This is a genomic window from Nocardioides sp. InS609-2 (genome assembly GCF_023208195.1).
GTDB lineage: Bacteria > Actinomycetota > Actinomycetes > Propionibacteriales > Nocardioidaceae > Nocardioides.
Genome location: NZ_CP060034.1, coordinates 4025378 through 4050044 on the forward strand (window position 1 = coordinate 4025378; position 24667 = coordinate 4050044).

Annotated in this window: 30 protein-coding genes; 9 read left to right on the top strand and 21 right to left on the bottom strand. The window is 70.7% G+C overall.

Annotation, left to right across the window (positions count from 1 at the left end; all coding sequences use genetic code 11):
* Nucleotides 1–2: 2 nt before the first annotated feature.
* From H4Q84_RS20655 to hisN, 3 genes are all read right to left on the bottom strand, one after another.
* Entirely contained in the window at nt 3–371 is a 369-nt protein-coding gene (locus H4Q84_RS20655; RefSeq protein WP_248580948.1) for an FKBP-type peptidyl-prolyl cis-trans isomerase, read from the bottom strand.
* A 33-nt stretch (nt 372–404) separates the two neighbouring features.
* Entirely contained in the window at nt 405–836 is a 432-nt protein-coding gene (locus tag H4Q84_RS20660) for a CBS domain-containing protein (protein ID WP_248580949.1), read from the bottom strand.
* Nucleotides 837–930: 94 nt separating this feature from the next.
* Nucleotides 931–1821, bottom strand: a complete 891-nt coding sequence (gene hisN / locus H4Q84_RS20665) for a histidinol-phosphatase (protein WP_248580950.1) — start codon at nt 1819–1821, stop codon at nt 931–933.
* Nucleotides 1822–1875: 54 nt separating this feature from the next.
* Between hisN and H4Q84_RS20670 the strand changes: the two genes are divergently transcribed.
* Nucleotides 1876–2319 carry a DUF2231 domain-containing protein gene (locus H4Q84_RS20670; protein ID WP_248580951.1) on the top strand — a complete coding sequence of 148 codons (444 nt, stop codon included), beginning with the start codon at nt 1876–1878 and terminating at the stop codon, nt 2317–2319.
* 81 nt (nt 2320–2400) lie between these two features.
* Here H4Q84_RS20670 and rsgA read toward each other — a convergent pair whose 3' ends face one another.
* From rsgA to H4Q84_RS20690, 4 genes are read right to left on the bottom strand one after another with little or no spacing between them, the layout of a single operon-like run.
* Nucleotides 2401–3399 (bottom strand): ribosome small subunit-dependent GTPase A, encoded by a 999-nt coding sequence (rsgA, locus tag H4Q84_RS20675; protein ID WP_248580952.1) that lies wholly within the window; start codon nt 3397–3399, stop codon nt 2401–2403.
* Nucleotides 3396–4664, bottom strand: coding sequence for a 3-phosphoshikimate 1-carboxyvinyltransferase (gene aroA / locus H4Q84_RS20680; protein ID WP_248580953.1), 1269 nt, complete (start codon nt 4662–4664; stop codon nt 3396–3398). Before aroA ends, rsgA begins: the two co-directional genes overlap by 4 nt.
* Before the next feature lie 16 nt (nt 4665–4680).
* Nucleotides 4681–5211: a DoxX family protein gene (locus H4Q84_RS20685; RefSeq protein ID WP_248580954.1), complete on the bottom strand. Its 531-nt coding sequence runs from the start codon at nt 5209–5211 to the stop codon at nt 4681–4683.
* Between the two features lie 27 nt (nt 5212–5238).
* Nucleotides 5239–7026, bottom strand: a complete 1788-nt coding sequence (locus H4Q84_RS20690; RefSeq protein ID WP_248580955.1) for a sigma-70 family RNA polymerase sigma factor — start codon at nt 7024–7026, stop codon at nt 5239–5241.
* 168 nt (nt 7027–7194) lie between these two features.
* Between H4Q84_RS20690 and H4Q84_RS20695 the strand changes: the two genes are divergently transcribed.
* The 5 genes from H4Q84_RS20695 (at nt 7195) to rsrA (ending at nt 10466) form a co-directional block, all read left to right on the top strand.
* Nucleotides 7195–7962, top strand: coding sequence for a hypothetical protein (locus H4Q84_RS20695; RefSeq protein ID WP_248580956.1), 768 nt, complete (start codon nt 7195–7197; stop codon nt 7960–7962).
* A gap of 76 nt (nt 7963–8038) precedes the next feature.
* Nucleotides 8039–8800 (top strand): SOS response-associated peptidase, encoded by a 762-nt coding sequence (locus tag H4Q84_RS20700; protein ID WP_248580957.1) that lies wholly within the window; start codon nt 8039–8041, stop codon nt 8798–8800.
* Nucleotides 8797–9438, top strand: a complete 642-nt coding sequence (locus H4Q84_RS20705) for an alpha/beta family hydrolase (protein WP_248580958.1) — start codon at nt 8797–8799, stop codon at nt 9436–9438. Before H4Q84_RS20700 ends, H4Q84_RS20705 begins: the two co-directional genes overlap by 4 nt.
* A 111-nt stretch (nt 9439–9549) precedes the next feature.
* On the top strand, nt 9550–10212 hold the full coding sequence (locus H4Q84_RS20710) for a sigma-70 family RNA polymerase sigma factor (protein ID WP_248580959.1): 663 nt from the start codon (nt 9550–9552) through the stop codon (nt 10210–10212).
* The gene (gene rsrA / locus H4Q84_RS20715) at nt 10209–10466 is read left to right on the top strand and encodes a mycothiol system anti-sigma-R factor (RefSeq protein ID WP_248580960.1); all 258 of its coding nucleotides are present in this window, start codon (nt 10209–10211) and stop codon (nt 10464–10466) included. The genes H4Q84_RS20710 and rsrA overlap by 4 nt, the downstream gene beginning before the upstream one ends.
* 343 nt (nt 10467–10809) lie before the next feature.
* Here rsrA and H4Q84_RS20720 read toward each other — a convergent pair whose 3' ends face one another.
* The 4 genes from H4Q84_RS20720 to H4Q84_RS20735 are packed head-to-tail and all read right to left on the bottom strand — an operon-like array spanning nt 10810 to nt 13981.
* On the bottom strand, nt 10810–11178 hold the full coding sequence (locus tag H4Q84_RS20720) for a thioesterase (protein WP_248580961.1): 369 nt from the start codon (nt 11176–11178) through the stop codon (nt 10810–10812).
* A complete protein-coding gene (locus H4Q84_RS20725) occupies nt 11175–11666 on the bottom strand; it encodes a GNAT family N-acetyltransferase (RefSeq protein ID WP_248580962.1) in 492 nt (163 codons plus the stop codon). The genes H4Q84_RS20720 and H4Q84_RS20725 overlap by 4 nt, the downstream gene beginning before the upstream one ends.
* A 1-nt stretch (nt 11667) precedes the next feature.
* Nucleotides 11668–13371, bottom strand: a complete 1704-nt coding sequence (locus tag H4Q84_RS20730; protein ID WP_248580963.1) for an acetolactate synthase — start codon at nt 13369–13371, stop codon at nt 11668–11670.
* Nucleotides 13372–13411: 40 nt separating this feature from the next.
* Nucleotides 13412–13981, bottom strand: a complete 570-nt coding sequence (locus H4Q84_RS20735) for a DUF2785 domain-containing protein (protein ID WP_248580964.1) — start codon at nt 13979–13981, stop codon at nt 13412–13414.
* 335 nt (nt 13982–14316) lie between these two features.
* Here H4Q84_RS20735 and H4Q84_RS20740 point away from each other — a divergent pair, with 335 nt between their 5' ends.
* On the top strand, nt 14317–15792 hold the full coding sequence (locus tag H4Q84_RS20740) for a PAS domain-containing sensor histidine kinase (protein ID WP_248580965.1): 1476 nt from the start codon (nt 14317–14319) through the stop codon (nt 15790–15792).
* A 41-nt stretch (nt 15793–15833) separates the two neighbouring features.
* Here H4Q84_RS20740 and H4Q84_RS20745 read toward each other — a convergent pair whose 3' ends face one another.
* On the bottom strand, nt 15834–16085 hold the full coding sequence (locus tag H4Q84_RS20745) for a WhiB family transcriptional regulator (RefSeq protein ID WP_011755173.1): 252 nt from the start codon (nt 16083–16085) through the stop codon (nt 15834–15836).
* Nucleotides 16086–16233: 148 nt separating this feature from the next.
* Here H4Q84_RS20745 and H4Q84_RS20750 point away from each other — a divergent pair, with 148 nt between their 5' ends.
* Nucleotides 16234–16635 (top strand): hypothetical protein, encoded by a 402-nt coding sequence (locus H4Q84_RS20750; protein WP_248580966.1) that lies wholly within the window; start codon nt 16234–16236, stop codon nt 16633–16635.
* A 9-nt stretch (nt 16636–16644) separates the two neighbouring features.
* Here the strand turns inward: H4Q84_RS20750 and H4Q84_RS20755 are convergent, their stop codons facing one another.
* From H4Q84_RS20755 to sodN, 9 genes are all read right to left on the bottom strand, one after another.
* Nucleotides 16645–17463 carry an RNA polymerase sigma factor SigF gene (locus H4Q84_RS20755; RefSeq protein ID WP_248580967.1) on the bottom strand — a complete coding sequence of 273 codons (819 nt, stop codon included), beginning with the start codon at nt 17461–17463 and terminating at the stop codon, nt 16645–16647.
* A gap of 1 nt (nt 17464) precedes the next feature.
* Nucleotides 17465–17869 (bottom strand): anti-sigma factor, encoded by a 405-nt coding sequence (locus H4Q84_RS20760; RefSeq protein WP_248580968.1) that lies wholly within the window; start codon nt 17867–17869, stop codon nt 17465–17467.
* A gap of 81 nt (nt 17870–17950) precedes the next feature.
* The gene (locus H4Q84_RS20765) at nt 17951–18622 is read right to left on the bottom strand and encodes a response regulator transcription factor (protein WP_248580969.1); all 672 of its coding nucleotides are present in this window, start codon (nt 18620–18622) and stop codon (nt 17951–17953) included.
* Complete coding sequence (locus tag H4Q84_RS20770) at nt 18619–19860, bottom strand: histidine kinase (RefSeq protein WP_248580970.1); 1242 nt, start codon at nt 19858–19860, stop codon at nt 18619–18621. Before H4Q84_RS20770 ends, H4Q84_RS20765 begins: the two co-directional genes overlap by 4 nt.
* The gene (locus tag H4Q84_RS20775) at nt 19857–20861 is read right to left on the bottom strand and encodes an acyltransferase (RefSeq protein WP_248580971.1); all 1005 of its coding nucleotides are present in this window, start codon (nt 20859–20861) and stop codon (nt 19857–19859) included. Before H4Q84_RS20775 ends, H4Q84_RS20770 begins: the two co-directional genes overlap by 4 nt.
* The gene (locus H4Q84_RS20780) at nt 20858–21799 is read right to left on the bottom strand and encodes a D-alanine--D-alanine ligase (RefSeq protein WP_248580972.1); all 942 of its coding nucleotides are present in this window, start codon (nt 21797–21799) and stop codon (nt 20858–20860) included. Before H4Q84_RS20780 ends, H4Q84_RS20775 begins: the two co-directional genes overlap by 4 nt.
* The gene (gene alr / locus H4Q84_RS20785) at nt 21799–22950 is read right to left on the bottom strand and encodes an alanine racemase (RefSeq protein WP_248580973.1); all 1152 of its coding nucleotides are present in this window, start codon (nt 22948–22950) and stop codon (nt 21799–21801) included. Before alr ends, H4Q84_RS20780 begins: the two co-directional genes overlap by 1 nt.
* A complete protein-coding gene (locus H4Q84_RS20790; RefSeq protein WP_248580974.1) occupies nt 22947–23585 on the bottom strand; it encodes a M15 family metallopeptidase in 639 nt (212 codons plus the stop codon). Before H4Q84_RS20790 ends, alr begins: the two co-directional genes overlap by 4 nt.
* A 244-nt stretch (nt 23586–23829) precedes the next feature.
* On the bottom strand, nt 23830–24231 hold the full coding sequence (gene sodN / locus H4Q84_RS20795) for a superoxide dismutase, Ni (RefSeq protein WP_248580975.1): 402 nt from the start codon (nt 24229–24231) through the stop codon (nt 23830–23832).
* Nucleotides 24232–24280: 49 nt separating this feature from the next.
* Here sodN and H4Q84_RS20800 point away from each other — a divergent pair, with 49 nt between their 5' ends.
* Nucleotides 24281–24643, top strand: a complete 363-nt coding sequence (locus tag H4Q84_RS20800) for a S24/S26 family peptidase (protein WP_248580976.1) — start codon at nt 24281–24283, stop codon at nt 24641–24643.
* Nucleotides 24644–24667 lie beyond the last annotated feature (24 nt).

The following is a 24667-nucleotide window of genomic DNA, read 5'->3' on the forward strand; positions in this document are numbered from 1 at the left end:
GGTCAGCTGACGTCGAGCAGGTCGACGACGAAGATCAGCGTCTCGCCCGGCGCGATCGCGCCGCCGGCGCCGCGGTCGCCATAGCCCAGGTGCGGCGGGATGACGAGCCGGCGACGTCCGCCGATCTTCATGCCCTCGACGCCCTGGTCCCAGCCGGAGATGACCTGTCCGATGCCGAGACGGAACTGCAGGGGCGCACCACGGTTGTACGACGCGTCGAACTCCTCGCCAGAGGAGTGGGCGACACCGACGTAGTGGACCGAGACGGTCTTGCCGGTGGTGGCCTCGGCGCCGTCGCCCTCGATGAGGTCGGTGACCTCGAGGTCGGACGGAACTGCTCCCATGTGCGGGTCGACTTCAGGCTTGTCCATGGCGACCACCCTAGTAGGCGGCCGCCTGCGACCTCAGGTCCGGTGGACGTAGTTGTCGAGCTGGTCGCGCTCGAACTCGAGCTCGTCGATGCGGTGCTTGACGAGGTCGCCGATGCTGATGATCCCGACCAGGTTGCCGTCGGTGACCACGGGCACGTGCCGGATGCGGTGCTCGGTCATCACCTGCATCAGCTCGGTGAGGGCCTGGCTCCCCTCGCAGGTGCGGACCTCGGCGGTCATGATCGAGCCGACTGGCCGGTCGAGCACCTGGGCGTCGTCGTGGAGGCGGCGTACGACATCGCGTTCGCTGACGATCCCGTCGACCGACGTGCCGTCACCGCTGACGACGAGGGCACCGACGTTGTGCTCCGAGAGGAGCGCGATGAGCTCGCGCACGGTGGCGTCGGGACTGATGGTGAAGATGTCGTGACTGGGCTTGGCTTTGAGCACGTCGTTGATCCGCATGGCACACCTCCGGTGACTCGACTCTCGTCGAGAGTCTCCGAATCTAGTCGCGTCCGGCGGCGGGCGACAGGGCGACACAGGTGACGAGACAGAATTAGTCGAGCGAGGGGCGTCGGTCGCGCAGCTCGTGCACGGAGCCCGGGCCAGGACGCCGGGAATCGGGGTCCTGGTCGTCGTCTGGCATCGAGCCGAGGAACGCCAGCGCGGCCTCGTGGAGGTGGCCGTTAGACGCCAGCGCGTTGCCCCCGAACGGGCCGTCGGTGCCGTCGAGCGAGGTGAACCGGCCGCCCGCCTCGCGCACGATGATGTCGAGCGCGGCCATGTCGTAGGTCTCGAGCTCCGGCTCCGCGGCCAGGTCGACGGCGCCCTCGGCGAGCAGCATGTAGGACCAGAAGTCGCCGTAGGCCCGCGTGCGCCAGCAGCGACGCGACAGCGACCAGAAGTCGTCGAGGCGACCCCGTTCGTCCCAGCCGTGGAGCGAGCTGTAGGACAGCGAGGCGTCCTCGAGGCGGCGTACGTCGGAAACCTCGCACCTGGTCGCCTTGAGCAGCGAGCGGCCGGTCCAGGCGCCGTGGCCCTTCGAGGCCCACCAGCGTCGCTGCAGCTGCGGCGCGGAGACCACGCCGAGCACTACCTCCTCGTCGACGACCAGCGCGATCAGCGTCGCCCAGACGGGCACGCCGCGCACGAAGTTCTTGGTGCCGTCGATCGGGTCGATCACCCAGCGTCGCTGGCTGTGGCCGGTCGAACCCGTCTCCTCGCCGAGTACGGCGTCGCGCGAGCGCGCCCGCGACAGGGTGCGCCGGATGCCTTCTTCGACGGCCTGGTCGGCGTCGGTGACCGGCGTCAGGTCGGGCTTGGTCATCACGTGCAGGTCGAGCGCCTTGAACCGCGACGTGGACGTCGAGTCGGCGTCGTCGGCCAGCACGTGCGCGAGCCGGAGGTCGTCGGTGTAGTCGGGCGAACCCGGACCGGAGATGGGCATGTCGCACAGGTTAGTGCCAGCCAACTCGTCGAACCCGGCACTACCGTGCGGCCCATGGAGATCACCGGTGTCCCCCTGCACCCTCTGGTCGTGCACGCGGCGGTCGTCCTCGGCCCGCTCGCGGCACTCGCGGCACTCGTCTACCTCGTACCGCCGTGGCACGACCGGCTGCGCTGGCCGATGGTGGTGCTCGCGCTGCTCGCCGCCGGCTCGATCTGGGCGGCGTACCTGACCGGCGAGGACTTCTTCGACTCCGCGCGTTTCGACGGCTTCTCCGGAGAGGCCCTCGAGAAGATCGAGCACCACGTGGAGCTCGCGGAGACCCTGCGCCTGGTGGTGAGCGGCTTCGCGATCGTGGCCGTGCTCAAGGCGTTCGCCCATCGCCGCGGCGGCTTCGTCGGGGCGCTGCTCTCGGTGCTGCTGCTGGCGGGCGCCGTGGCAACCCTTGTCTGGGTCGTGCTCACGGGCGACGCCGGCGCCCAGGCGGTCTGGGGCTGATTGGCCAGTTAGTCCGGGGCAAATCGCACCTCGAATGCCCGTTCGACGTGCGATTTGGCCCGGACTACCCCGGCCGTGGGGTTAGTCGCTCGAGCCCTCGCGCGCAGCGAGAAGCCGCCGGAACGACTCGACCCGCTCCGGGTCGGCCTCGCCGGAGGCGATCGCGTCGTCGAGCCCGCACTCGGGCTCGTCGGTGCCGTGCGTGCAGCCGCGAGGGCAGTCCTCGGTCATCTCGTCGAGGTCGGGGAACGCCTCGATCAGCTTCTCGGGCCGCACGTGCGCCAGCCCGAACGAGCGGATGCCCGGAGTGTCGATGATCCAGCCGTCACCGTCCGGCAGTTCGAGGAGGTACGCCGAGGTCGAGGTGTGCCGCCCTCGCCCGGTCACCGCGTTGACGACGCCGACCGATCGGTGCGCATCGGGCACCAGTGCGTTGACGAGCGTGGACTTGCCGACGCCACTGTGACCGACGAGCACGCTGGTGCGTCCGCGCAGCCGGTCGCGTACGACGTCGAGCTCGCCGCCGCGCTGGGTGACGACCCACGGCACGCCGAGTGAGCGGTAGGTCGACAGCAACGTCTCGGGGTCGCGCAGGTCGGCCTTGGTGAGGCAGAGCAGCGGCGCCATGCCCTCGTCGTACGCCGCGACGAGTGCGCGGTCGATCAGTCGAGGGCGGGGTTCGGGGTCGGCCAGCGCGGTGACGACGACCAGCTGGTTGGCGTTGGACACGATGACGCGCTCGATGGGGTCGTCGTCATCGGCGGTACGACGCAGCGTGCTGGTGCGCTCGGTGACCTCGACGATCCGCGCCAGCGAGCCGTCGTCGCCCGAGACGTCACCCACGACCCGCACCCAGTCGCCCACGACCACGCCCTTGCGGCCGAGTGGCCGGGACTTCATGGCCATCACGATGCGACCTTCGATCAGGAGGGTGAAGCGTCCGCGGTCGACGGTGACGACGCGGCCGGGGACGGCGTCGTCGTACGTAGGTCGCTCCTTGGTGCGCGGGCGGGTGCGCCGGCGCGGGCGGTCGTAGTGCTCCTGGTCGTTCTCGTCGTAGCGCTGCTGCTGCCGACTCACAGCAGTCCCGACCAGAACGGCGCGAAGTCGGGGAACGTCTTGCCGGTGGTGCCGATGTTCTCGACGCGTACGCCGTCGACGCCCGCGCCGAGGATCACCGCCGCGTGCGCCATCCGGTGGTCGTCGTAGGTGCGGAAGACGCCGCCGTGCAGGGGTGCCGGGTTCAACGACAGGCCGTCCTCGCGCTCGGTGACGTCGGCGCCGAGCGAGGTCAGCTCCGTGACGAGCGCGCTGATGCGGTCGGTCTCGTGGGCGCGGATGTGGGCGACGCCGCGCAGGTGGGAGGGCGAGTCGGCCAGCGCGCAGAGCGCCGCCACGGCCGGGGTGAGCTCGCCGACGTCGTGCAGGTCGACGTCGACGCCGTGCAGGACGCCGGTGCCGCGCACCCGCAGCCCCTCGGGCACCCGGGTCACCTCGCAGCCCATCGAGGTCAGGATGTCGCGCAGGGCGTCGCCGGCCTGGGTGGTGGCCTCCGGCCAGCGGCGTACGACGACGGAGCCGCCCGACACGGCCGCCAGCGCGAGGAACGGCGCCGCGTTGGAGAGGTCGGGCTCGATGACGTGGTCGACGGCGCCCACCGGACCTGGCGCGACCGCCCAGCGGTTGGCCTCGGCGTCGTCGACCTCGACGCCGTGGGCACGCAGCATCGCGATCGTCATCTCGATGTGGGGGAGTGACGGCACCGGCTTGCCGTCGTGGCAGACCTCGACACCTTGTTCGTAGCGGGCCCCGGCCAGCAGTAGTGCGGACACGAACTGGGACGACATCGACGCGTCGATGACGACCTTCCCGCCAGGCACCGACCCCTTGCCGACCACCGCGAAGGGCAGCGAGCCTCGGTCGCCGTCGTCGATGGTCACGCCGAGGTCGCGCAGGCTGGTGAGGACTGTGCCGATCGGACGGTTGCGCATGTGGGCGTCGCCGTCGAAGGTGGTCGTGCCAGTCGACAGTGCGGCCACCGGCGGCACGAACCGCATCACCGTGCCGGCCAGCCCGCAGTCGACCTCGGCGCCCGCGTCGAACCTGCCGGGGGTGACGTGCCAGTCGTCACCGCTGGTGTCGACCTCGGCGCCGAGCGAGGTCAGTGCCCGCGCCATGAGGGTCGTGTCCCGCGACCGCAGGGCACGACGTACGACACTGGGGCCGTCGGCGATCGCGGCCAGGATCAGCGCGCGGTTGGTCAGCGACTTCGAGCCGGGCAGGTCGATCGTGAGGTCGACGGGGTCGCTGGCGCGCGGGGCCGGCCACGGGTCGTCGACGAGCACGGTCACAGGGTTGGCGTCAGCTGATCTGGGCGCGGACGAGCTTGGCCTCGTGGCGGGCGTCCTTGGCCAGGTGACCGGCTTCGCGGCGTACGTCGCGGGCGGCGCGGCGTGCCCGCCAGGCGACGCCCGGCTTGCCGTCTGTGTCGACGCCGGCGAGCAGCAGACCGCCGAACATCGAGACGTTCTTGAAGAAGTGGATCCGCTGGGCGCTGCGGGCGCTGGGGTCGCTCTCCTCCCAGAAACGGTGGCCGGCGGCGGTGGTCGGCACCAGGGTCGCCGCCAGGACGGTCGCCGACAGGCGGGGCGCCCGGCCGGTGGCCAGCGCGAGGCCGGCGACGACCTGAGCGACGCCGTTGATGCGCACGAGCGTCTTGGCGTCACTCGGGATCGGCGCCTGCGGCACGGCCCTCTTGGCCATCGGGACGATCTTGTCGGCCACCGGCTTGGCTGCCGCCGCGTGTGCGTCGACGTTGCGCAGTGCGTTGAGGCCTCCCACGACGAACATGGAGGCGAGCATGGGTCGGGCGATCAGTCGCGTCACTGTCATGTGACATTCCTACCCGATAGCCCGCGGTCAGTCGAAGGTGACCGTGTCGGTGTTGTTGTCGAGGTCGGGGTCATCGACGCCGGGGGCGGTCACGGTGAAGTCGACGGTGCCTCGGCCCAGTGCCGCGGCGATGAAGCGGAACGGGCCGGGCGTCACGGTGCAGGTGATGTTCAAGACGTTGCCCTTGCAGCGAGTGTCGCCGCCCACGTAGGCCAGCCGGGCCAGACCGGGCGGACCGTTGATGTGGGCGGTCATCGAGGCCTCCGCGCCGGCCGGCACCCCGGTCACGGTCACCACGATGTCCCACAGAACGAGGACGCGTGCGGCCTTGGCGGAGACCGCGATGTCCGCGACGGGAAGCGGCGGGTTGGTCGGGTCGACGGTGGGTTCTTCGGTGGGTTCCTCCGTCGGATCCTCGGTCGGTCCGGTGGTCGGGTCGTCCGTGGGGTCGTCCGTGGGGTCGTCGGTCGGCCCGGTGGTGGGGTCGTTCGTCGGCCCTACGGTCGGGTCGCTCGTGGGAGCCGTCGTCGTCGGTGCGGTCGTCGGGCTGTTGGTCGGCGTCTTCGTGGGCTTGTCGCTGGGCTTGTCGCTGGGCTTGTCACTGGGCTTGTCACTGGGCCCGGCGGTGGGGTCGTCACTGCCGTCGTCGGTCGGGTCGCCGGTGCCGACGGACGGGTCCGTGCTCGGGTCGCCCGTGGGCAGGTCGATGACGGTGCCATCGGGTGCGTCGCCGGGGCCCGCGGTCTCGGAACCCAACGCCTCGGGCGACCGGACGAGGCCGGTGCCGGCGTCGAGTGTCCCCGTCGGGCCAGGGGTGCGCGAGCTGGAGGTGGCTAGTGGCCCGAGCGGCATTTCGGCCGAGGAGAGCTGGCTGTTGTCGTTGTTCTGCACGGCCACGAACACCGCTCCAGTGATGAGGGCCGTCGTGGCCACACCTGCTGCCGCGGCGACCGGGGCGTTGCTCAGCACCAGGTCGCGGACCCGGCCGGCGAGCAGCCCGATGCCGGCGCCGACGCCGGCGGAGGTGGTGCCCGACGCGACGTACGCCGCGGCGAAGCCGCCCAGCAACAGCGGCGCGAGGACGCCGGAGAGGTTGGAGTTGACCTCGGTGAGCTCGAGGTAGATCGCCGCACACGTACGGCACTCCTTGACGTGGTCCTCGACCTTACCGGTGTCGCGGCGGGACAACCCGCCGCGCACGTAGGCGCCGAGGTGTTCGTGGGTCCAGCGGCAGGTGTCGTCGTCGAGCTCGCTGGCGTGCTGGGTGAGGAACGCCTGCCGCAGCCCCTCGCGAGCCCGGTAGGCGAGCGCGGACACGGAGTTGGGGGTCATGCCGAGCAGTACGGCCACATCGGCCGGCTTCTGTCCTTCGACCTCGGTGTGCCACAGGACCGCCTGCCAGCGCTCGGGCAGCGACGCGAACGCCCTCGCCGCGGCCGCGTTCTCGAAGCCCTCGACCGCCGTGTCGCGGAACGGCACACCGGGGTCGAACGCCTCCATGTCGTCGGTGACCTGCACCTTCGCGGCGGCGCGGAACCTGTCCACCCGTAGGCGACGAACGGCGGTGAGCAGGTAGGCGCGGAACGCGATGTCCGGCCCGCCACCGCGCTGCAGGACGACGAGCACCTTCGCAAACGCGTCGGAGACGAGATCGTCGACGTCTCCGGGGGAGACCAGCTGCCTGGCGAGCCGCCGCGCGGAGTCGACGTGGCGCTCGAAGAGCCGTCCGTAGGCGTGGATGTCCCCACCCCGGACGGCCGAGATCAGCTCGGCGTCACCGGGGCCGTTAATGGCCTGCAGCGTGTTGCTCACCATGGCTCAACGTTCAAGTTGCGGAAAGGTTGCGCTCACTGTATTCGTTCGGCGCGTCGCGCGCTCCGGATCCGGCCTCCGGAACTCGAAGGTAAAAACCTCGCGGTTCGGCGTCATGGATGGCTCCGGTCACCGTTTCTCGGTCGTAGAACACCGATCGAGGGAGCTCCTGTGGGGATTTTTGCTTTGCGTGCGCGCACCATCCCCGTGGCCGACTCCGGGGTGAGCGGGGAGCTGTCGCCCGAGCTGCGGCTGGGGTTGCCGCCTCGGTTCGAGGCAGTTGCGGAGGCCCTCGCCTCGGGCTCGGGCTCGGTGTCCGCCTGTCGCGTCGTCGGCGAGGACCTGGCCCGGGACGGCGCTTCACTCGAGGAGGCTCTCGACGCGCTGCGCATGACCTCGCGGTCCGTGTGCGACCGCGACCCGTCGTACGACGACGTCTCGGCGCTGCTGGTCGCCTGGAGCGACGCGACGCTGGCCTATCTCCACCAGATCTCGTGCGAGGAGCCCATGACCGGCCTGGCCAGTCCGGCTCACGTACGGAGCCGCCTCGCGGAGCTGTTCAGGGGTCAGCTCCGGGAGGCGGCGCACACCTACCTCGGCGATCGCTACTGCCTCGTCGTACTCGATCTCCCGCACGACCGGCACGACATGGTCGCCGCCGCCAGGGGCCAGTCGATCACCCGCTCGCTGCGGATGGCCCGGCTGGGCGAAGCCGCCCGCACCGTCTTCAGTGGCGCCGAGACCATCGGCCGGATCAGCCCCAACCGGGTCGTCGTCATCGCCGAGCGCGACGAACGCCTCGGCAAGCGCGTACGGCTGTTGCGCCGCCTCGTCGAAGGCGTGGAGCTCGACGGACACTCGTCTCGCATCTGGATCGAGGGCCTGCCGGGCACCGACGCCGGCGCCACCATGCTGCTCGACGAGCTGGCCCGTCCCTGACCCTCAGCCAGCGGCCCCGGCCGTGTCGCTGGCTGAGGTAGGGGCGGGTGTCGGCCCGGCCCCCTAGGCTGCCTGCATGTGCGGTCGCTACGCGTCGAGCCGAAAGCCAGAGGATCTCCTCGAGGAGTTCGAGATCGTCGAGAGCCGCGTCGGTGCGCCCCTGGAGCCCGACTACAACGTGGCCCCGACCAAAGAGGTCTACGCCGTGCTGGAAAGGGGAGCGCGGCCGCCGGCTGAAGGTGACGACAGTCCCGAGCCGCCCGAGCGCCAGCTGCGGGTGCTGACCTGGGGGCTGGTGCCCTCGTGGGCCAAGGATCCCGGCATCGGCAGCCGGATGATCAATGCGCGGATGGAGACGGTGGCCGAGAAGCCGGCGTACAAGCGTGCCTTCGCCGTACGACGCTGCCTGCTGCCGGCTGACGGCTACTTCGAGTGGTACCCCACCTCCCAGCTCACCGGGGCCGGCAAGCCCCGCAAGCAGCCGTTCTTCATCCGGCCGCGTGACGGCGGGGTGCTCGCCATGGCCGGCCTCTACGAGATCTGGCGGGATCCGTCGAAGGCCGACGACGCCGACGACCGGTTCCGCTGGACCTGCACGGTGCTGACCACCGAGGCCGAGGACTCGTTGGGCCACATTCACGACCGGATGCCGCTGATGGTCGAGCGCGACCGATGGTCCGACTGGCTCGACCCGCGTGTCGCCGGTCGCCTCGACCTGCTCGTGCCGGCTGCTCCGGGTGGGCTGGAGGCGTTCCCGGTGTCGACCGCGGTCGGCAACGTCAAGAACAACGGTCCCGAGCTGGTCGAGCCGCTCCCGCTCGAGGAGGTGGTCGAGTGAGCGGCGTCGAACGGATGATCGCGACCCCGTACGGCGAGGGCCGGCTGGTGACGCGACGCTCGAAGAGCCCGTTCGCGACGCTGCTGCTCAGCCATGGCGCCGGCGGCGGCATCGGTGCCGGTGACCTCGACGCGCTCGCCAGGGACCTGCCTCGTCAGGGCATCACCGTGGTGCTGTTCGAGCAGCCGTGGCGGGTGGCCGGGCGCAAGGTCGCGACCGCACCGCCGACGCTCGACGACGCACTCACCGCGGCCGCCGACTTCATGCGGGTGCGCACGCCGCTGGTGGTCGGCGGGCGGTCTGCCGGCGCCCGTTCCGCAGCCCGCACCGCCAAGCGCCTGGGGGCGCAGGGATGCCTGGCACTGTCCTTCCCGCTCCACCCACCGGGCCGGCCGGAGAAGTCGCGACTCGGCGAGCTCACCGGTGCCGGCGTACCCACCCTCGTCGTACAGGGGGAGCGCGACATGTTCGGCAGGCCTGACGAGTTCCCGGCCCATGTCGACCTCTGCGTGGTGCCTGGGGCCGACCACAGCTTCAAGGTGCCCAAGCGGGGAGCTGTCAGCCAGGACGAGGCGCACGGCATCGTGGTCGAGTCGACGCTCGAGTGGATCGTGCGCGAGGTGGCCGGCAACCAGTGAGGGAATCAGCCGGGCCACGGACGCGTTCTTGTCTTCGTGAACGTGCTGACCTCACGACCGAAGCCGGTCGACCCACCCCTCGATGAGGCCTCACGGCTAGTCTGGGATGCGATGACCGAATCCCTGACAGACGACGTGACTCCCGCCGAGGAGATCGACGTCGCGACCGAGACCGATGCCGAGCGCTCCGTCCGTTTCGAGCGTGACGCGCTGCCCTTCCTCGACCAGCTGTACTCCGCCGCGATGCGGATGACGCGCAACCCCTCCGACGCCGAGGACCTGGTGCAGGAGACGTTCGCGAAGGCGTACGGGTCGTTCCACCAGTTCCGGCCGGGCACCAACCTCAAGGCCTGGCTGTACCGGATCCTGACCAACACGTTCATCAACACCTACCGCAAGAAGCAGCGCCAGCCGCAGCAGTCGATGGCCGAGGACGTGGAGGACTGGCAGCTCGCGCGTGCCGAGTCGCACACCTCCGGTGGCCTCAAGTCGGCGGAGACCTCGGCGCTGGAGCACCTGCCGGACTCGCAGGTCAAGGACGCTTTGCAGCGTCTGCCCGAGGAGTTCCGCATGGCGGTCTACCTCGCCGATGTCGAAGGATTCCCGTACAAGGAGATCGCCGAGATCATGGACACCCCCATCGGCACCGTGATGTCCCGCCTGCACCGGGGCCGTCGCCAGCTGCGCGACATGCTCTCCGACTACGTCCGCGCAGGCTCACTGCTGCCGGTGGGCTCCCAGAGCGGTTCGTCGTCCAAGGGAGACCAGTCATGAGCCGCGAGCATGACTGCGCCGACTACCTCGAGCAGATCGTCTACTTCCTCGACAACGAGCTCGACACGGCAGACTGCGCCGCCGTACGCGTCCATCTCGACGAGTGCGGACCCTGCCTGGAGAAGTACGACCTGCAGCGCACGGTGAAGACGATCGTGGCGCGTTCGTGCTCCGAGCGGGCGCCCGACGGGTTGATGGACCGGGTGCGCGTGCAGATCCGCGAAGTGCAGATCCAGATCACCGAACAGCGCTGAAAGTTCCCGTGCCGGGGGCTGATTCGCCCTGCGCCCGGGCATTTGAGACACTGACCCCGCATTCGATCCGATCGAGGAGACATCATGGGCAAGACTGGCCGCAAGCGCCGCTCTCGTAAGAAGAAGGGCGCGAACCACGGCAAGCGCCCCAACGCCTGAGCGCAGTTCCAGACAGCGCAGTTCATCGACCCGCCCGAGATCCTCGGGCGGGTCGGTTGCATTTCGGGGTGTGCTTCTGGCGTTGTTTCCGTCGGAGTCCCCGGAGAGGCGAGTATCTCGACGCCGGCAGAGCGCAGAAGCACGCGATCAAGCGCTTGAGTTGCTTCTCAGCACCCCAAGGGCCTCAGAGGCGCGAGAGGAACCGCTCGGCGTCGACCACGATCCGGGTGATCTCCCCGGTCCCGACCAGCTTGGCATCGCCGACGTGCCTGGCCGAGACCGTGAAGCGGTGCAGCCGGCCATCGACGTACGACGCGGCAGCGGTCACCTCCACCTCGGCGCCGACGGGCGAGGCCGCCAGGTGCTCGAGAGCCACCCTCGTGCCCATGCTCGTCGCGCCCGCGGCCAGCGTCGGTTCGAGGGCAGCACAGGTCGCCGCCTCGCACCACGCCAGCAGGCGCGGGGTGCCGAGCACCGGCAGGGTGCCGCTGCCCACGACGATGGCGGTGTCGTCGTCGGTGACGGTGAACGTCAGGGTCGCTTCGATGGTCATGCCGACCGCCCGTCGCGGATGAACGTGATCAGGTCGACGCCTTCCTGGGGAGACCAGTCGCGCTCGGGCAGCCGTCGGAAGCCGAGTCGTTCGTAGATCCGGTGCGCGGCCGACATCTCGTTCAGGCTCGACATCACCACGACGTCCTCGCCGGCCCCGGCGCAAAGCGCCAGGACGTGCCGGGCCAGTGTCTCGCCGACTCCGCGACCCCGAACCTCGGGCGCGACCGCCAGCATCCTGAACTCGCCCTCGCCGGGCTCCGAGATCTCCCGCCATGGCGAGCCGGGTGGGCAGCGGGTGACGGTGCCGACGATCGTGCCGTCGGCGTCCTCGGCCACCCAGAGCTCCGCCTGACTGGCCCGTGCGGCGGTGTCGCGGAGGTGCGATATGTAGGGGTCGTCCGGACCCAGTGTGAAGTCGGAGTACGCCGCCACGGTGACGTCGGCGATCACCTTCAGGTCGGCGTCCTCGGCCAGCCGGATGCGCACCTCAGATCCCGAAGGTGGTGCGCGGGTACGCCGCGTTCACGTCGGTGATCACGTTGACGAGGTATGGCACCGCCGACGCGAACGCCCGGTCGAGTGCGGGGCCGATCTGCTTCGGGTCGGTGACCGTCTCGCCGGCGCCACCGAGGGCCTTGACCACACTGTCGTACGCCGTGCGCGGAGCCAGGTCCGCGACCACGTCGTAGCCGTAGAGCATCTGCATCGGGCCCTTCTCGAGGCCCCACGCGGAGTTGTTGCCCATCACCATGACCACCGGCAGGTTGTGCCGCACCAGGGTGTCGACGTCCATCAGCGAGAAGCCGGCCGCGCCGTCGCCGAGCAGCAGCGCCACCTGCGCCGACGGCCGGGCGATGCGTGCTGCGATGGCCGAGCCCAGGCCCGCGCCGAGGCAGCCGTAGGGGCCGGGGTCGAGCCAGCCGCCGGGCCGCTTGGGCTCGACGAACTTGCCGGCGAAGCTCACGAAGTCGCCACCGTCGCCGATGACCACGGCGTCGTCGGCCAGCCGCGGCACGAGCTCGCCGTAGATGCGGGCCGGGTGGATCGGGTCGGCCTCCGCACCCAACAGGGCGGCGTCGCGCTCGACGCCGGCCTTCACAGCCGCCTGGAGGTCGGTAACCCACGCCGACCAGTCGGGCCGTCGTACGACCTGGTCGAGGGCCTGCGTCAGTCCGTCGAGGATGCGGGTCAGGTCACCCGAGACCGACGCAGCAAGGTCGGCATGGCCGGAGATCTGGCCGGGGGAGTCGGCGATGTGCACGACCTGCGCAGCCGGGGCGCCGTCCTTGCCGCCGAAGACGCCGTAGCCGAGCCGGAAGTCGAGCGGCGTGCCGACCACGACGACCAGGTCGCTGGTGCCGAGGGCCTGCCCGCGGGCCTTCGTGACGAGCAGCGGGTGTCCACCGGGTACGACGCCGCGACCCATGCCGTTGGTGATCGACGGGATGCCGGCGTGCTCGACCAGGCGCAGCGCGGCCTCCTCGGCGCCGTCGGCCCACACGTCGGTGCCGAGGATCAGCACCGGGCGCTGGGCGCCGGCCATCAGCTCGGCGATCTCCCCGACCAGGTCGGTGTCGGGGGCCTCGCCGGGTGTGGTGCCACCGATCGGGGCCGGCCCACTGGCGGAGTTGAAGAACTCGCCCATCGGGACGTCGACGAAGACCGGGCCGCGGTGCGAGCTGCCGGCGAGGGTGAACGCCTCGTCCATGCCGCCGAGCACCTCGCCCGCGGTGTGGAGAGTCCGTGCCATCTTGGCGACCGGCGCGATGATGGGCGGCTGGTCGAGCTCCTGCAGGCTGCCGCTGCCCCAGCGGTTGGCCGGGGCACGGCCGCCGACGACGACCATCGGCGAGCCGGCGAACTGCGCCTGCGCGATCGCGCTCAGTCCGTTGGTGACACCCGGGCCGGCGGTGAGCACCGCGAGACCCGGACGCCGGGTCAGCTTGCCGGTGGCCTCGGCAGCGAATGCGGCGGTCTGCTCATGGCGTACGTCGAGGAGCCGCATCGGCGGATCGGCCTTGACCGCGCCGTCGTACATCGGGAACACGTGCGCGCCCGACAGGGTGAACATCGTCTCGACACCGTGTGCCCTGGCCACGGCCACGGCGAGCTCTCCGCTGTGGCCGGAGATCTCCCCGGAGCTGTCGGTGCCGGGATCGGCCTCGGTCTTCTGGTCCGGTGCGTCGTCCATGACCGCAGGCTACCGGCTGGTCACATGACCGGCGCGCTGACTAACCGCGAGGTTTGGCCAGCGTGAACGGATTGGTCATCCGCAATGCCTCGACGAGCACGAGCAACAGATCGGCGCGCACCGGCGGCGGGTCGGCGGCGAGTGCGACCTGCAGGTAGAGCGCCCGCAGGAACGCCTGGGGGTTGGCCGTGTCGAGGAACGGATCGCGGTCCCCGGTGCTCCCGAACGCACTGCCGGTGCCCGCGATCCGGGCGATCCACGGCTCGATCACCTTCAGCGGCACCAGGTCACGGCGCAGCACCGTCATCACGACCGAGGCCATCCGGTCGGGCTCGCCGCCGAGCATCGCCGTCTCGGCCGAGATGAGCCGGTCTGCGAGTACGTCGAGGAGCACGGTGAGCTCGTTCATCGCGACGTGCGGCGACTTCGCGAGTACGCCGATCGCGTCGGCGCCGTGCGCCCCCGCATGGGCCCAGCCGCTGCCGGGCACGTAGCCCCGCAGGTCCTGCTCGCGGAGATACCACGTGACGATGCGGTCGGCCCACTCGAGCACCTTGCCGGCCGGCACCAGCCGAGCGGTGTTGTCGCGCTCGACGACCTCCGCCAGCACGAGCGCCGAGAACGAGCGCCGAGAACGAGCGCCGGAACACAGAGTCGGTGTCGCGCTCGCCAAGGCCCACACCGAGCCCGGTGGCCAGCCCGTCGCCCAGCCCCACCAGCAGGTCGTCGTACACGCCGCGGCCGATCCAGGTGGCCATCGTGGGATAGGCGATGCCGTCGCGCACCGCCGGGTCGGGCGAGCCGAGCATCGTGGCCAGCTCTGCGGTGAGGTCGTCGAGTGGCCGGTCGGTCGGGACGGCGAGTCCCTTTGAAAGGACCTGCTGCCAGTACGCCGTCGCCATGACGCCCATCCTGCCAGCCACCACCCCCCACTAGGTTGGGCTGGTGCCTTCACTCAACGAGCTGGTGCGTCTGCACACCGACCTCGACGACGCCGACATCGCGTGGTTGCAGCTCATCATGGCCGACTGGCAGATCATCGCCGACCTGTCGTTCGCCGACCTCGTGCTGTGGCTGCCCGATCGCGAGGGCACCGGGTTCTGGGCGGGCAGCCAGATGCGCCCCACGACCGGTCCGACGGCGCTCGTGGACGATGTCGTCGGGCAGTTCGTCCCGAAGGGTCGGCGCGCGATGCTCGACCAGGCCTGGGAGCACGGCCGGCTCGTGCGCGACGGCGATCCCGAGTGGCGCGACCACGTGCCGGTACGGGTCGAGACGATTCCCGTACGACGCGGCGACCGCGTGGTCGCGGTCATCGCGCGCAACACCAACCTGCTCGGCGTACGCACGCCGAGCCGCCTCGAGCTGTCCTACCTGCAGACGGCCGCCGACCTGACCCAGATGATCGCGCACGGCTTCTTTCCGCCCGGTGGGGCGCAGCGCAGCGACCACGCCGACTCGCCGCGGGTGGGCGACGGCTTCCTGCGCGTCGATGCCGCCGGCCGGGTCACCTACGCGAGCCCCAACGCCCTCTCGGTCTACCGGCGGCTGGGCGTCACCGGTGACCTCGACGGCCTCGACCTGGCCGAGCTGACGCGCGAGCTGGTGCCGGCCCGGCGGCGGCCCGACGAGGAGACGTTGAGCGCCGTACTCGGCGGGCGTGCGCACCGCGACACCGAGCTCGGCACCGACGAGGTGTCGCTGATCGTGCGATCGATCCCGTTGCGCCCGCACGGCGACCGGATCGGTGCCCTGGTGCTGCTCCGCGACGTGACCGACCTGCGCCGGCGCGACCGCGAGCTCGTCACCAAGGACGCCACGATCCGCGAGATCCACCACCGGGTGAAGAACAACCTGCAGACCGTTGCCGCGCTGCTGCGGCTACAGGCCCGCCGCATCGACGAACCAGCCGCCAAGGCCGCCCTCGACGAAGCGGTACGCCGTGTCGGCTCGATCGCCATCGTGCACGAGACGCTGAGCCAGACGGCCACCGAAGAGGTCGCGTTCGACGAGATCGCCGATCGCCTCGGTCAGATGGTGACCCATGTCGGCTCCTCGGGGGACCGGGTCCGAACCCGTCGCGTGGGCACCTTCGGAGAGCTCGTCTCGGAGAAGGCCACCGCGTTGGCGATGGTGCTCACCGAGGTCGTCCAGAACGCCGTTGAGCACGGCTATGACGTCGACGGCACCGAGCCGGGCGAGATCACCGTGACAGTGCGCCGCCTGGTCGGCCGACTGCACGTCACCGTGGACGACGACGGTGTCGGGCTGCCCGACGACTTCGACCTGGACACGTCGACCCACCTGGGGCTTTCGATCGTGCGCACCCTGGTCGAGTCGGAGCTCGGCGGTCAGCTCGAGCTGGGGTCGGTGCCGCACGCCCGAGGCGTGCGGGTCAGCATCGACGTACCGATCGACTGACCCACGGCCCGAAGAGTCGACGCGAAGAGTCAAGCCGGGTGTCAGGCGGTGCGGACGCGGGCGCGGGCGTTGCGGCGCTTGAGCGCCCGACGCTCGTCCTCGCTGAGGCCGCCCCAGACACCGTGGTCCTGACCAGCCTCGAGCGCCCACGCAAGGCACTGTTCGCGCACCTCGCACCGACGGCACACCTGCTTGGCCTCTTCTATCTGGAGAATGGCCGGACCGGTGTTGCCGATCGGGAAGAACAGCTCCGGGTCCTCGTCGAGGCAGGCAGAGCGGTGGCGCCAATCCATGGCTGGGGTTTCCCACTTTCCACAAAGAAGTCGTTTGGGGGCGCGCCGATGTGAACGCATTCACTAGCGCGTCGTCCAGACTCCCAAGAGATCGCCCTTCACACAACCCCCATTCGCCGTCGTGTCCGTCACAACTACCCTTCTCGTCGTGACCCCTACCGCCTCTTTCGGCCCCGATGGACTAGTCCGGCCGGCGCCGCTGACGGTCGCCGCGTCCGTGGTCGCGGTCGAGGGCGCACTGCTCGTGATGCTCGGAATCCTCGAAATGTTCGCGCTGTCGTCGGCCCGGGTCACGATGGGAGTCACCACCGCGGCGTTCTTCGTCGCGTACGGCGCGGCGCTGGTCTTCTGTGCCTGGGGCGTCAGCCGGCTGCGTCAGTGGGGGCGCAGCCCGATCGTTCTCGGCCAGCTGATCCAGCTCGGCGTCGCGTGGAACTTCCGCGGCGGCGACACCACCCCGCTTGCCGTGGCCCTCGTCGTCGTGGCCGTCATCGTGCTCGCCGGCATCCTGCACCCCGCCAGCACCCGCGCCCTGGTCGACCAGGGCTGACCTGCGGGCTCAGTCGGCCTCGAGCGACGTCCGCAGCTGGTCGAGAGTCTTGGTCAGCAGTCGCGACACGTGCATCTGCGAGACCCCGATCTCGGTGGCTATCTGCGACTGCGTCATGTTCTTGAAGAACCGCAACAGCAGGATCCTCTTCTCGCGCGGGTCGAGGCCCTCCAGGAGCGGCTTGATCGACTCGCGGATCTCGACGTGCTCCATGCCCTCGTCGTCGATGCCGAGGGTGGCCAGCATGCTCGGGGGACCCTCGTCGGAGTCGTCACCGGCGTCGAGCGACAAGGTGGAGTAGGCGTTGGCCGACTCGAGCCCTTCGATGATCTGCTCGACAGAGCAGCCGATCGCCTCGGCCAGCTCGCGCGGCAAGGGGGAGCGACCGAGCTTCTGAGTCAGCTCGCCGGTCGTGGCGCCGATCTGCATGCGCAGCTCCTGCAACCGGCGGGGCACCCGGATCGCCCAGCCCTTGTCGCGGAAGTAGCGCTTGATCTCGCCGATGATCGTGGGAGTGGCGTACGTCGAGAACTCGACGCCGCGATCCGTCTCGAACCGGTCGACGGCCTTGATGAGCCCGATCGTGCCGACCTGCACGAGGTCCTCGAACGGCTCGCCACGGTTGCGGAACCGGCGGGCGCAGTGCTCGACCAGGGGCAGGTGGAGATGGACGAGGTCGTCGCGCGCCGCACTGCGCACGGCGTCGCTCTCATCCTCGTCGCGAAAGATGATGAAGAACTCGGCACTGCGTCGCCGGGTCAACTCGATGCGCGTCGGCACCGCGTCTTCCTGGTCGTCGAGCCCGTCCCCCGAGGTTTCCTGGCTCATGTCACAAGCCAGCCCCGGCGAGACTGGACTCCATGGTGAGCCGCACCCGCAGGCGACCCCCGTCGGTGAGGACCTCGGCCTCGGTGGCCAGGGTGCTGAGGACCTGCCAGGCGAAGCTGTCGAGGTCGGGCTCGGGAGGTTCGGCGCTGTCGACGACCACCTCGATGGTCATCCGCCGGGGCTCGAGGAAGAAGACACAGGTCAGGTCGGACTCCGGGTCGGCGTCGGGCAGGACCATGGCGCTGGCCTCGCCGATCGCGATCCGGAGGTCCTCGATGTCGTCCATCGTGAAGTCGAGTCGGGCGGCCAGCCCCGCGGCGGTGGTGCGCAGCACCGAGGCATAGGCGCCGTCGGCAGGCAGCCGAAGCTCGACGTCGGGCCTCGCGCTGCTGGAGTCGTCACTCATGGGTTCGCACCGTCCTCGCGTTAACTGGCGATGGAAACACTAACGGGGGCCGGCCTCCACGTGGTGGATGCCGGGCGCCGATCACCCCGTGGGGGTCAGCCCGTGCTCGTGCGCGAAGACGACGATCTGCACGCGATCCCTCAGGCCGAGCTTGCGCAGGATCGCGCCCACGTGGCTCTTCACCGTCGACTCGCTGGCGAAGATCCGGCCTGCTGTCTCGGTGTTCGACAGTCCCTGGGCCACCGCGCCGAAGACCTCCTTCTCCTTGTCGGTCAGAGAGAGGTACGCCGGGGGCACGGGCGTCGCCGCCCGGAACTGGTTGTCGAGCAATGCGGACAGGTCGCGTGGTGCGAGCACCGCGTTGCCGGCGTACACGGTGCGGATCGCGTCGCGAAGCATCACCGGAGTGGTGTCCTTGACGAGGAAGCCACTGGCGCCGTGCCGGATCGCGGTGGCGGCGCGGTCGTCGAGGTTGAACGTCGTCAGCACCACCACGTGGCAATGCGACGACCGGCGGCCGACCCGATCGGGCAGGAAGAGCCGTCGGGTTGCCTCGACCCCGTCCATCTCGGGCATCCGGATGTCCATCAGCACCACGTCGGGCTCGAGCTCGTCGACCAGGCGCAGGGCTTCGAGGCCGTCACCGGCCTGACCCACCACCGCCATTCCGTCCTGGGCATCGACGATGACGGCCACCCCGGCGCGGAACAGCTCCTGGTCGTCGACGAGCAGCACCCGGATGTCAGCGGTCACGGACCGACCGTACGCAACGGCACCCATGCCGTCGCGGTGAACGTCGGCCCGGAGTCGTCGTCGCGGCGGCGTACGTCGAGGCGTCCTCCGACCGACTCGAGCCGGCGGCGCATGCCCTCTAGCCCCTGCCCGGGCGAGGCGCCGGAGTCGAGCGCCGTGATCGGCCGGGTGTCGTCGCCACTCGTGTCCACGCCGTTGCGGACCTCGAGCCTCAGGTCCCCCTCCCAGTGCCGCTCCACGGTCACGGGGGCGTCGCGGCGGCCGTGCTTTATGGCGTTCGTGAGCATCTCCTGCAGCACCCGGAAGGCCACCGTCTCCAGCTCGGGCGGGAGCGGCTGCGGCTGCCCGACCTCGGTCGACACCACCTCGTGGCCACTGGAGCGGACCCCGTCGACGAGGCTGTCGAGCCCAGCCGGTCGAGCGGTCGGCTGCTGGGTGGTGGTGAGCACCTGACGCACATCCTGCAGCGAGCTGCGCGCAGAGGTGGCGATCGTGCTCATCGTCTTCTTGAGTGCCTCGGGGTCGCCGTCGGGGAGGTACTGCGCGGACTCGGCCTGCGCCAGGATCACCGCCAGCGAGTGCCCCACCACGTCGTGCACGTCGCGTGCCAGCCGGGCCTGCTCCTCGCGCAGCTGCGCGATCTCCTGGGCCTGCGTGGTCCGGACCTGGGCGAGTGCGGCGTCCTCCTCCGCGGCCAGCTGGGAGACCTTCGAGTCCCGGGCGCGAGCGCCGAAGCGCAGCGCCAGGCCGAGCAGCCAGGGCGCTGCCAGAACCAGGACACCCAGCAGCACGGCTCCCACCTGCCAGGTGTCGCCGAAGCCGTACGCCGCGTCGAGCAGGTTGCGGTAGTTGGGCACCTCGACCCAGGTGAACTGGTCGAGCACGAAGAAGAACGCCCCCACCAGCCCGGCCGCAGGGATCGACAGACCGCTGAGCCAGACCGTGAGCGTGCTGCCCCAGCGCGCCGTGCCGAACGCCACGCACCCGATGGAGAGCTGGGTCAGCAGGGTCGGCGTGACGGTGAGGACCTGCAGACCGCACACCACCCAGACGATGGCCAGGGCGGCGCCAGGAGCATGTCGGCTGAGACTGACCGCGACGACCGTGCCAAGGAGCACCGGCAGCAGAACTCCGGACGCCGTGTAGAAGCTGCCCCACTGGATCTCGAGCAGCCCGATCACGAGGACCGCCCCACCGGCGGCGAGGTCGGGAGCCCAGTCCCGCCAGTCGTGGGTCATGCCGGTGCCGGCTCTCGCACGGGGCGGGCCTGCCACCGCCGCTCCACGAGGTGCCAGCTCGCTGCGGCTGCGACCAGGGTGAGCGTCGCAGCCACCGGACCCGCGACTCCGCCGAGCGACGGGTGCAGCCACAGCGTGAGCGGGTAGTTCCACAGGTAGGCGCCGTACGACACCGTGCCCAGCCAGCAGAGGCCGCGCAGTGCGGGGGCCGAGACGTCGGTCCAGGTGCGCCACGACAGCAGCAGCACCGCGGTCAGCGCGGCGATGGCGGGGCCTCCTGCCAGGTAGGTGAGGGCATGTCCCCGCAATGGAACCACGCTCAGCACGGCCAGTCCGGCAAGCGCGAGAGGCACGACGTACGGCGGCACGCGCAGCCGGTCCTGGAACAGCCGCGCGGCGGCGCCGACCACGAAGCAGAGCGCCCAGGACGTCGGCAGCGCGTATGCGAGGTCGGGGTCCTCCCACAGCCAGAGCACGGTCGCCAGGCAGGCGGTCAGGCAGAGTACGGCGGCCAGCACCAGGCTCGAGCCGACCCGGCGGCGGGTGAAGGCGAACGCGAGCACGGCCGGCCAGAAGAGGTAGAACTGCTCCTCGGTCGCCAGGGTCCACAGGTGGAACGTCGCGTCGCTCGCGTAGCCGAACGGCAGGTTTCCGGTCCAGGTCAGCGCCACGAGCACGGTCTTGCCGAGCTCGGCGCGGTCGCCGAGAGGATCCAGCGCGAGCGTGACGACCACGACGCACGCGACCAGCACCACCAGCGCCGGCACCAGCCGCCGCGCTCGGCGTACGTAGAAGCGACGCAGGTCAACTCGTCCGGTGCGCCCGAGCTCGCCGATCAGGAGTCCGGTGATCAGGTAGCCGCTGAGCGCGAAGAACATCACCACGCCAACCACCCCTGCTCCGGCGAACGGGGCCGGGAAGGCGTGCCGGAGCATCACGAGACCGATGGCGACCCCGCGCAGGACGTCGAGCCCGGCGATCCTCGTCGTGGTCCCGCTCATGCGGCCAGGGCGTCGCGGACGAGCAGGTCGAGCAGCTCGACGTACGACGTGCCGGCCGCCGCGAACATCTTGGGCACCTGTGACTGCTCGGTGAATCCGGGCATGGTGTTGACCTCGTTGAGCACCGGCCCGTCGACGGTCAGGAAGAAGTCGACCCGCGCCACACCGGCGCAGCCCAGGGCGTCGTACACCGCCACGGCTGCCTGCTCGAGCGCCCTACGTTCGCCGTCGGCCAGCACGGCCGGGATCCGGAAGTCGGCGGAGCCGTCGTATTTGGTGTCGAAGTCGAAGACTCCGTCGACCACGATCTCCAGCGCCGGCGCGACGACACGGCTGCCGTCAGGGCGACCCAGCACGGCCAGGTCGATCTCGCGGCCCACCACCAGGTCCTCCACCAGCACCCGACCGTCGAGCGCCAGGGCCGCCTCGAGGGCAGGCGCGAGCTCGTCGTGCGTGCGCACGAGGGCGACGCCGTGGCTGGAGCCAGCGGCGACCGGCTTCACGACGACTGGGTGCGTCCAGACGAACGACGCAGCAGTCGCGGCCGTGAGAAGTCGGCCGGGAGCGGTGACGATGTCGAGCGCGCCTGCGACGAGCTTGGTCGCCCACTTGTCCATCGCCAGGGCGCCGGCACCGACGCCGGAGCCGACGTACGGCACGCGGGCGAGCTCGCAGAGAGCAGCGACGGTGCCGTCCTCACCACGAGGTCCGTGGAGCACCGGGACGGCGACCGCGCAGGTGCGCAGCACGTGGACGGCCCCGGCGAGACCGAGCGGATGGCCGCCCTCGCGGTACCAGGTGCCGTCGGCGCCGATGGTGAGCCGGACGACGTCGTGGCCGTCGGACGCCAGGGCGTCCCCCACGGCGGCCGCGGAGGCCAGGGAGACGTCGTGCTCGCAGTTCTGGCCGCCGCCGATGACCGCGATACGGAGGTCCATCACAGGCTCCTGAGGGTCGGGGCCGTGGTGCCGGCGACGGCGGTGCGGTGCAGGCGGGCGCCGAGGCCGGTGACGATCTCGTGCTCGAGGGTGTCGGACCACCCGGCCCACTCGCGGACGGTGGGCTCCCCGTCGGCACCGGGGCCGAGGATGGTGACGGTCTCGCCGCTGGTCACCGGCTCGTCGCCGAGATCGACGACCGCCATGTCCATCGAGATCCGGCCGACGAGAGGTCGACGACGACCACGGACGAGCACCTCGGCCCGTCCGGACGCGACGCGCGGCAGGCCATCGGCGTACCCCACTGGGAGCAGTCCGAGGCGGGTCGCCACCGGGGCGGTCCAGGTGTGGCCGTAGCCGACGCCGGTGCCGGCCCGCACCGTGCGGACGCTCACCAGTGGCGCCGTCAGGGTGAGCGCCGCGCGCAGTGCGGTGGTCCGCGACGGGTCGATGCCGACCAGTCCGGCCCCGATCCGGCTCATCGTGTGGTGGGAGCGGGGGTCGGTGAGGGTCGCGGTGGTGGCAGCCAGGTGCCGGTGCTGGGGGCGGAGCCCGACGGCCCGCGCGGCCTGGAGCCCCCAGGCAAAGCGGGTCCGGCCGGTCGCGTTGCACGGGTCCGCCGGGTCGTCGGCACAGCCGAGGTGGCCCATCACTCCGACCACCTGCAGCCGACCCTGGCGCTCGGCCAGCCGGGCCGCCCGGCACAGGTCCGCCCACTCAGTGGGGGACGCTCCGTCGCGGGCCATCCCGGTGTCGAGATGGAGGTGCACTCGCGCGCCCGTCGTCGCCCGCACGATCGCGTCCAGGTGGTCCCGGGACGGCACGGCCACCTCGATGTCGCGTGCCACCGCGGTCGCCCAGTCGGCGTCCACGACGTTGAGCCAGCTCAGCACCGGTGCGGCGAGGCCGTCCGCACGCAGGGCCAGCGCCTCGTCGATGCTCGTCACGCCGAGCCGGGAGGCGCCGTTCGCGAGCGCCGTACGGGCGACGTCGGCCGCCCCGTGGCCGAAGCCGTCGGCCTTGACGACCGCCATCACCTCCCCGGGAGTACGGCGTGCGAAGAGGCGCGTGTTGGCCGCGACAGAAGCCAGGTCGACGGTCAGGCGAGGTCCCGCGACGGTGTTGGACGTCGCGAGCGCGAGGGCGGTCATGCCGCGTCGCTGCGCAGGCCGACCGGCACCTCGACCGGCGCGTATAGCGCCGCTGGTGCGCCGGTGGTCAACGCCCAGTAGCGGTCGCCGTAGGACCAGTGCCACCACTCGGTCGGGTAGTTCACCAGGCCGAACGGCATCAGGACCGCCGCGAGCAGACGACGGTGCGCGTAGGCATCTGCGCCGATCCCGTCGGCCGCGAAGTAGCAGGCTCCGTCGGACTCCTCGGGCGTCGCGTCGATCGCGGTGCCGAGGTCGAGGTCGATGCCGCACACGTCGGCCAGCGTCACGTCGACCGCCGCACCCGCGACGTGTGGCGCGACGTCCACAGGTGCTACGTACCGGCTCGTCAGGTGGTGCAGCTCGTCGGCGGAGATACCGGGTCGGGCCGAGCAGACCTCGGCGGAGTAGCGGGCGATGATCGCGCGCTGCGCGTCGACCGGGCGGTGACCCTCGACCACGCGGAGGCGGAGACCGGACGGCAACAGGTCCTGGGCGCCCGCCAGCCGGTCGGCCAGGCCACTGCGCACCAGTGCGCGGGCCGCGCCGAAGGACGCGTCGAGGGCCACCAGCTGCTCGCCGTTCTCGTGGACAGCCACTGCGGACACCCGGGGGTCCGAGAGGAGGATCGTCATGTCCTCAGGCTGACCGGGGGAGTACGTGGGCCGCCTCCGTCTCAGGTACGAGGGTGATGTCCTGAAGGACACAACCCCCGAACGTGCTGAACGCCGCTCCCGATGGGAACGGCGTCCAGCGTGTCGCTCAAGCAGCCTGCTGCCGACCGTTGCTCATGACCGGTGTCGACGGTCACGACCTCGCAAGCTCAGTCGTGCTTTGGACGGCCAAGGCTTGAGCAGCAGCGGCTCCGCCGCTGCTCGCTCAAGCCTTCTTGGTCTCCCAGAAGATCTCAGCGATCTCGTCGATCTTCGCGAGCAGCTCGTCGGCCTTGGCCGCGTCGAGCTCACCCTTGGTGCCACTGGCGCCGGCGAGCTTGGTGGCCTCGTTGACCAGCGTGTGCAGCTGCGGGTACTTCTCGAAGTGCGGGGGCTTGAAGTAGTCGGTCCAGAGCACCCACAGGTGGTGCTTGACCAGCTCGGAGCGCTGCTCCTTGATGACGATCGCACGGGTGCGGAAGTCGGGGTCGTCGTTGTCGGCGACCTTGGCGATGATGCCCTTGATCGACTCGGCCTCGATGCGCGCCTGCGCGGGGTCGTAGACCCCGCACGGAAGGTCGCAGTGGGCTGAAACGTCGACGGTGGGGGCGATGAAACGCGAGAACATCGGGTTCCTCTCGATCGTTGGCCAGGTAACGCCTGCGACACTACTCGCCGTGACGGACGACCTTCACCCACCCCGAAAGTTGGGACGCAGCCGGGTCGGCCTGGCCCGCGTCACGGGTGACTCCATGCGCCCCACGCTGCTTCCTGGCGACCGACTGCTGGTCCGGTACGGCGCCGAGGTGCGGCCCGGAGACCTGGTGCTCGCTCGCTTCCCCGACGGCGTCCTCAGCGTCAAACGGGTGGACGAGCGACGGCTGCTGCGCGACGGGACCAACGGCTGGTGGCTGCTCAGCGACAACCCGCACGTCGGGATCGACAGCCGGCACCGGGGCCCGGTGTCGGCGGAGGCCGTCGCGGGCGTCGTACTGCTGCGCGTGTGGCCGCGCCCGACGCGGCTGCGAGACCTCGCGTGACGCCTGCCACGGAGGCCCCGTACG

Excerpts from the sequence above, each read along its gene's own strand:
- H4Q84_RS20670 (WP_248580951.1), top strand. The coding sequence starts at position 1,876 with ATGGAGATCACCGGTGTCCCCCTGCACCCTCTGGTCGTGCACGCGGCG.
- H4Q84_RS20660 (WP_248580949.1), bottom strand. The coding sequence starts at position 836 with ATGCGGATCAACGACGTGCTCAAAGCCAAGCCCAGTCACGACATCTTC.
- H4Q84_RS20775 (WP_248580971.1), bottom strand. The coding sequence starts at position 20,861 with ATGAGCGGGACCACGACGAGGATCGCCGGGCTCGACGTCCTGCGCGGG.
- H4Q84_RS20780 (WP_248580972.1), bottom strand. The coding sequence starts at position 21,799 with ATGGACCTCCGTATCGCGGTCATCGGCGGCGGCCAGAACTGCGAGCAC.
- alr (WP_248580973.1), bottom strand. The coding sequence starts at position 22,950 with ATGACCGCCCTCGCGCTCGCGACGTCCAACACCGTCGCGGGACCTCGC.
- H4Q84_RS20730 (WP_248580963.1), bottom strand. The coding sequence starts at position 13,371 with ATGGACGACGCACCGGACCAGAAGACCGAGGCCGATCCCGGCACCGAC.
- rsrA (WP_248580960.1), top strand. The coding sequence starts at position 10,209 with ATGAGCCGCGAGCATGACTGCGCCGACTACCTCGAGCAGATCGTCTAC.
- H4Q84_RS20655 (WP_248580948.1), bottom strand. The coding sequence starts at position 371 with ATGGACAAGCCTGAAGTCGACCCGCACATGGGAGCAGTTCCGTCCGAC.
- hisN (WP_248580950.1), bottom strand. The coding sequence starts at position 1,821 with ATGCCCATCTCCGGTCCGGGTTCGCCCGACTACACCGACGACCTCCGG.
- H4Q84_RS20710 (WP_248580959.1), top strand. The coding sequence starts at position 9,550 with ATGACCGAATCCCTGACAGACGACGTGACTCCCGCCGAGGAGATCGAC.
- H4Q84_RS20760 (WP_248580968.1), bottom strand. The coding sequence starts at position 17,869 with ATGAGTGACGACTCCAGCAGCGCGAGGCCCGACGTCGAGCTTCGGCTG.
- H4Q84_RS20790 (WP_248580974.1), bottom strand. The coding sequence starts at position 23,585 with ATGACGATCCTCCTCTCGGACCCCCGGGTGTCCGCAGTGGCTGTCCAC.
- H4Q84_RS20770 (WP_248580970.1), bottom strand. The coding sequence starts at position 19,860 with ATGACCCACGACTGGCGGGACTGGGCTCCCGACCTCGCCGCCGGTGGG.
- H4Q84_RS20685 (WP_248580954.1), bottom strand. The coding sequence starts at position 5,211 with ATGACAGTGACGCGACTGATCGCCCGACCCATGCTCGCCTCCATGTTC.
- H4Q84_RS20755 (WP_248580967.1), bottom strand. The coding sequence starts at position 17,463 with ATGAGCCAGGAAACCTCGGGGGACGGGCTCGACGACCAGGAAGACGCG.
- H4Q84_RS20745 (WP_011755173.1), bottom strand. The coding sequence starts at position 16,085 with ATGGATTGGCGCCACCGCTCTGCCTGCCTCGACGAGGACCCGGAGCTG.
- H4Q84_RS20690 (WP_248580955.1), bottom strand. The coding sequence starts at position 7,026 with ATGGTGAGCAACACGCTGCAGGCCATTAACGGCCCCGGTGACGCCGAG.
- H4Q84_RS20720 (WP_248580961.1), bottom strand. The coding sequence starts at position 11,178 with ATGACCATCGAAGCGACCCTGACGTTCACCGTCACCGACGACGACACC.
- sodN (WP_248580975.1), bottom strand. The coding sequence starts at position 24,231 with ATGTTCTCGCGTTTCATCGCCCCCACCGTCGACGTTTCAGCCCACTGC.
- H4Q84_RS20700 (WP_248580957.1), top strand. The coding sequence starts at position 8,039 with ATGTGCGGTCGCTACGCGTCGAGCCGAAAGCCAGAGGATCTCCTCGAG.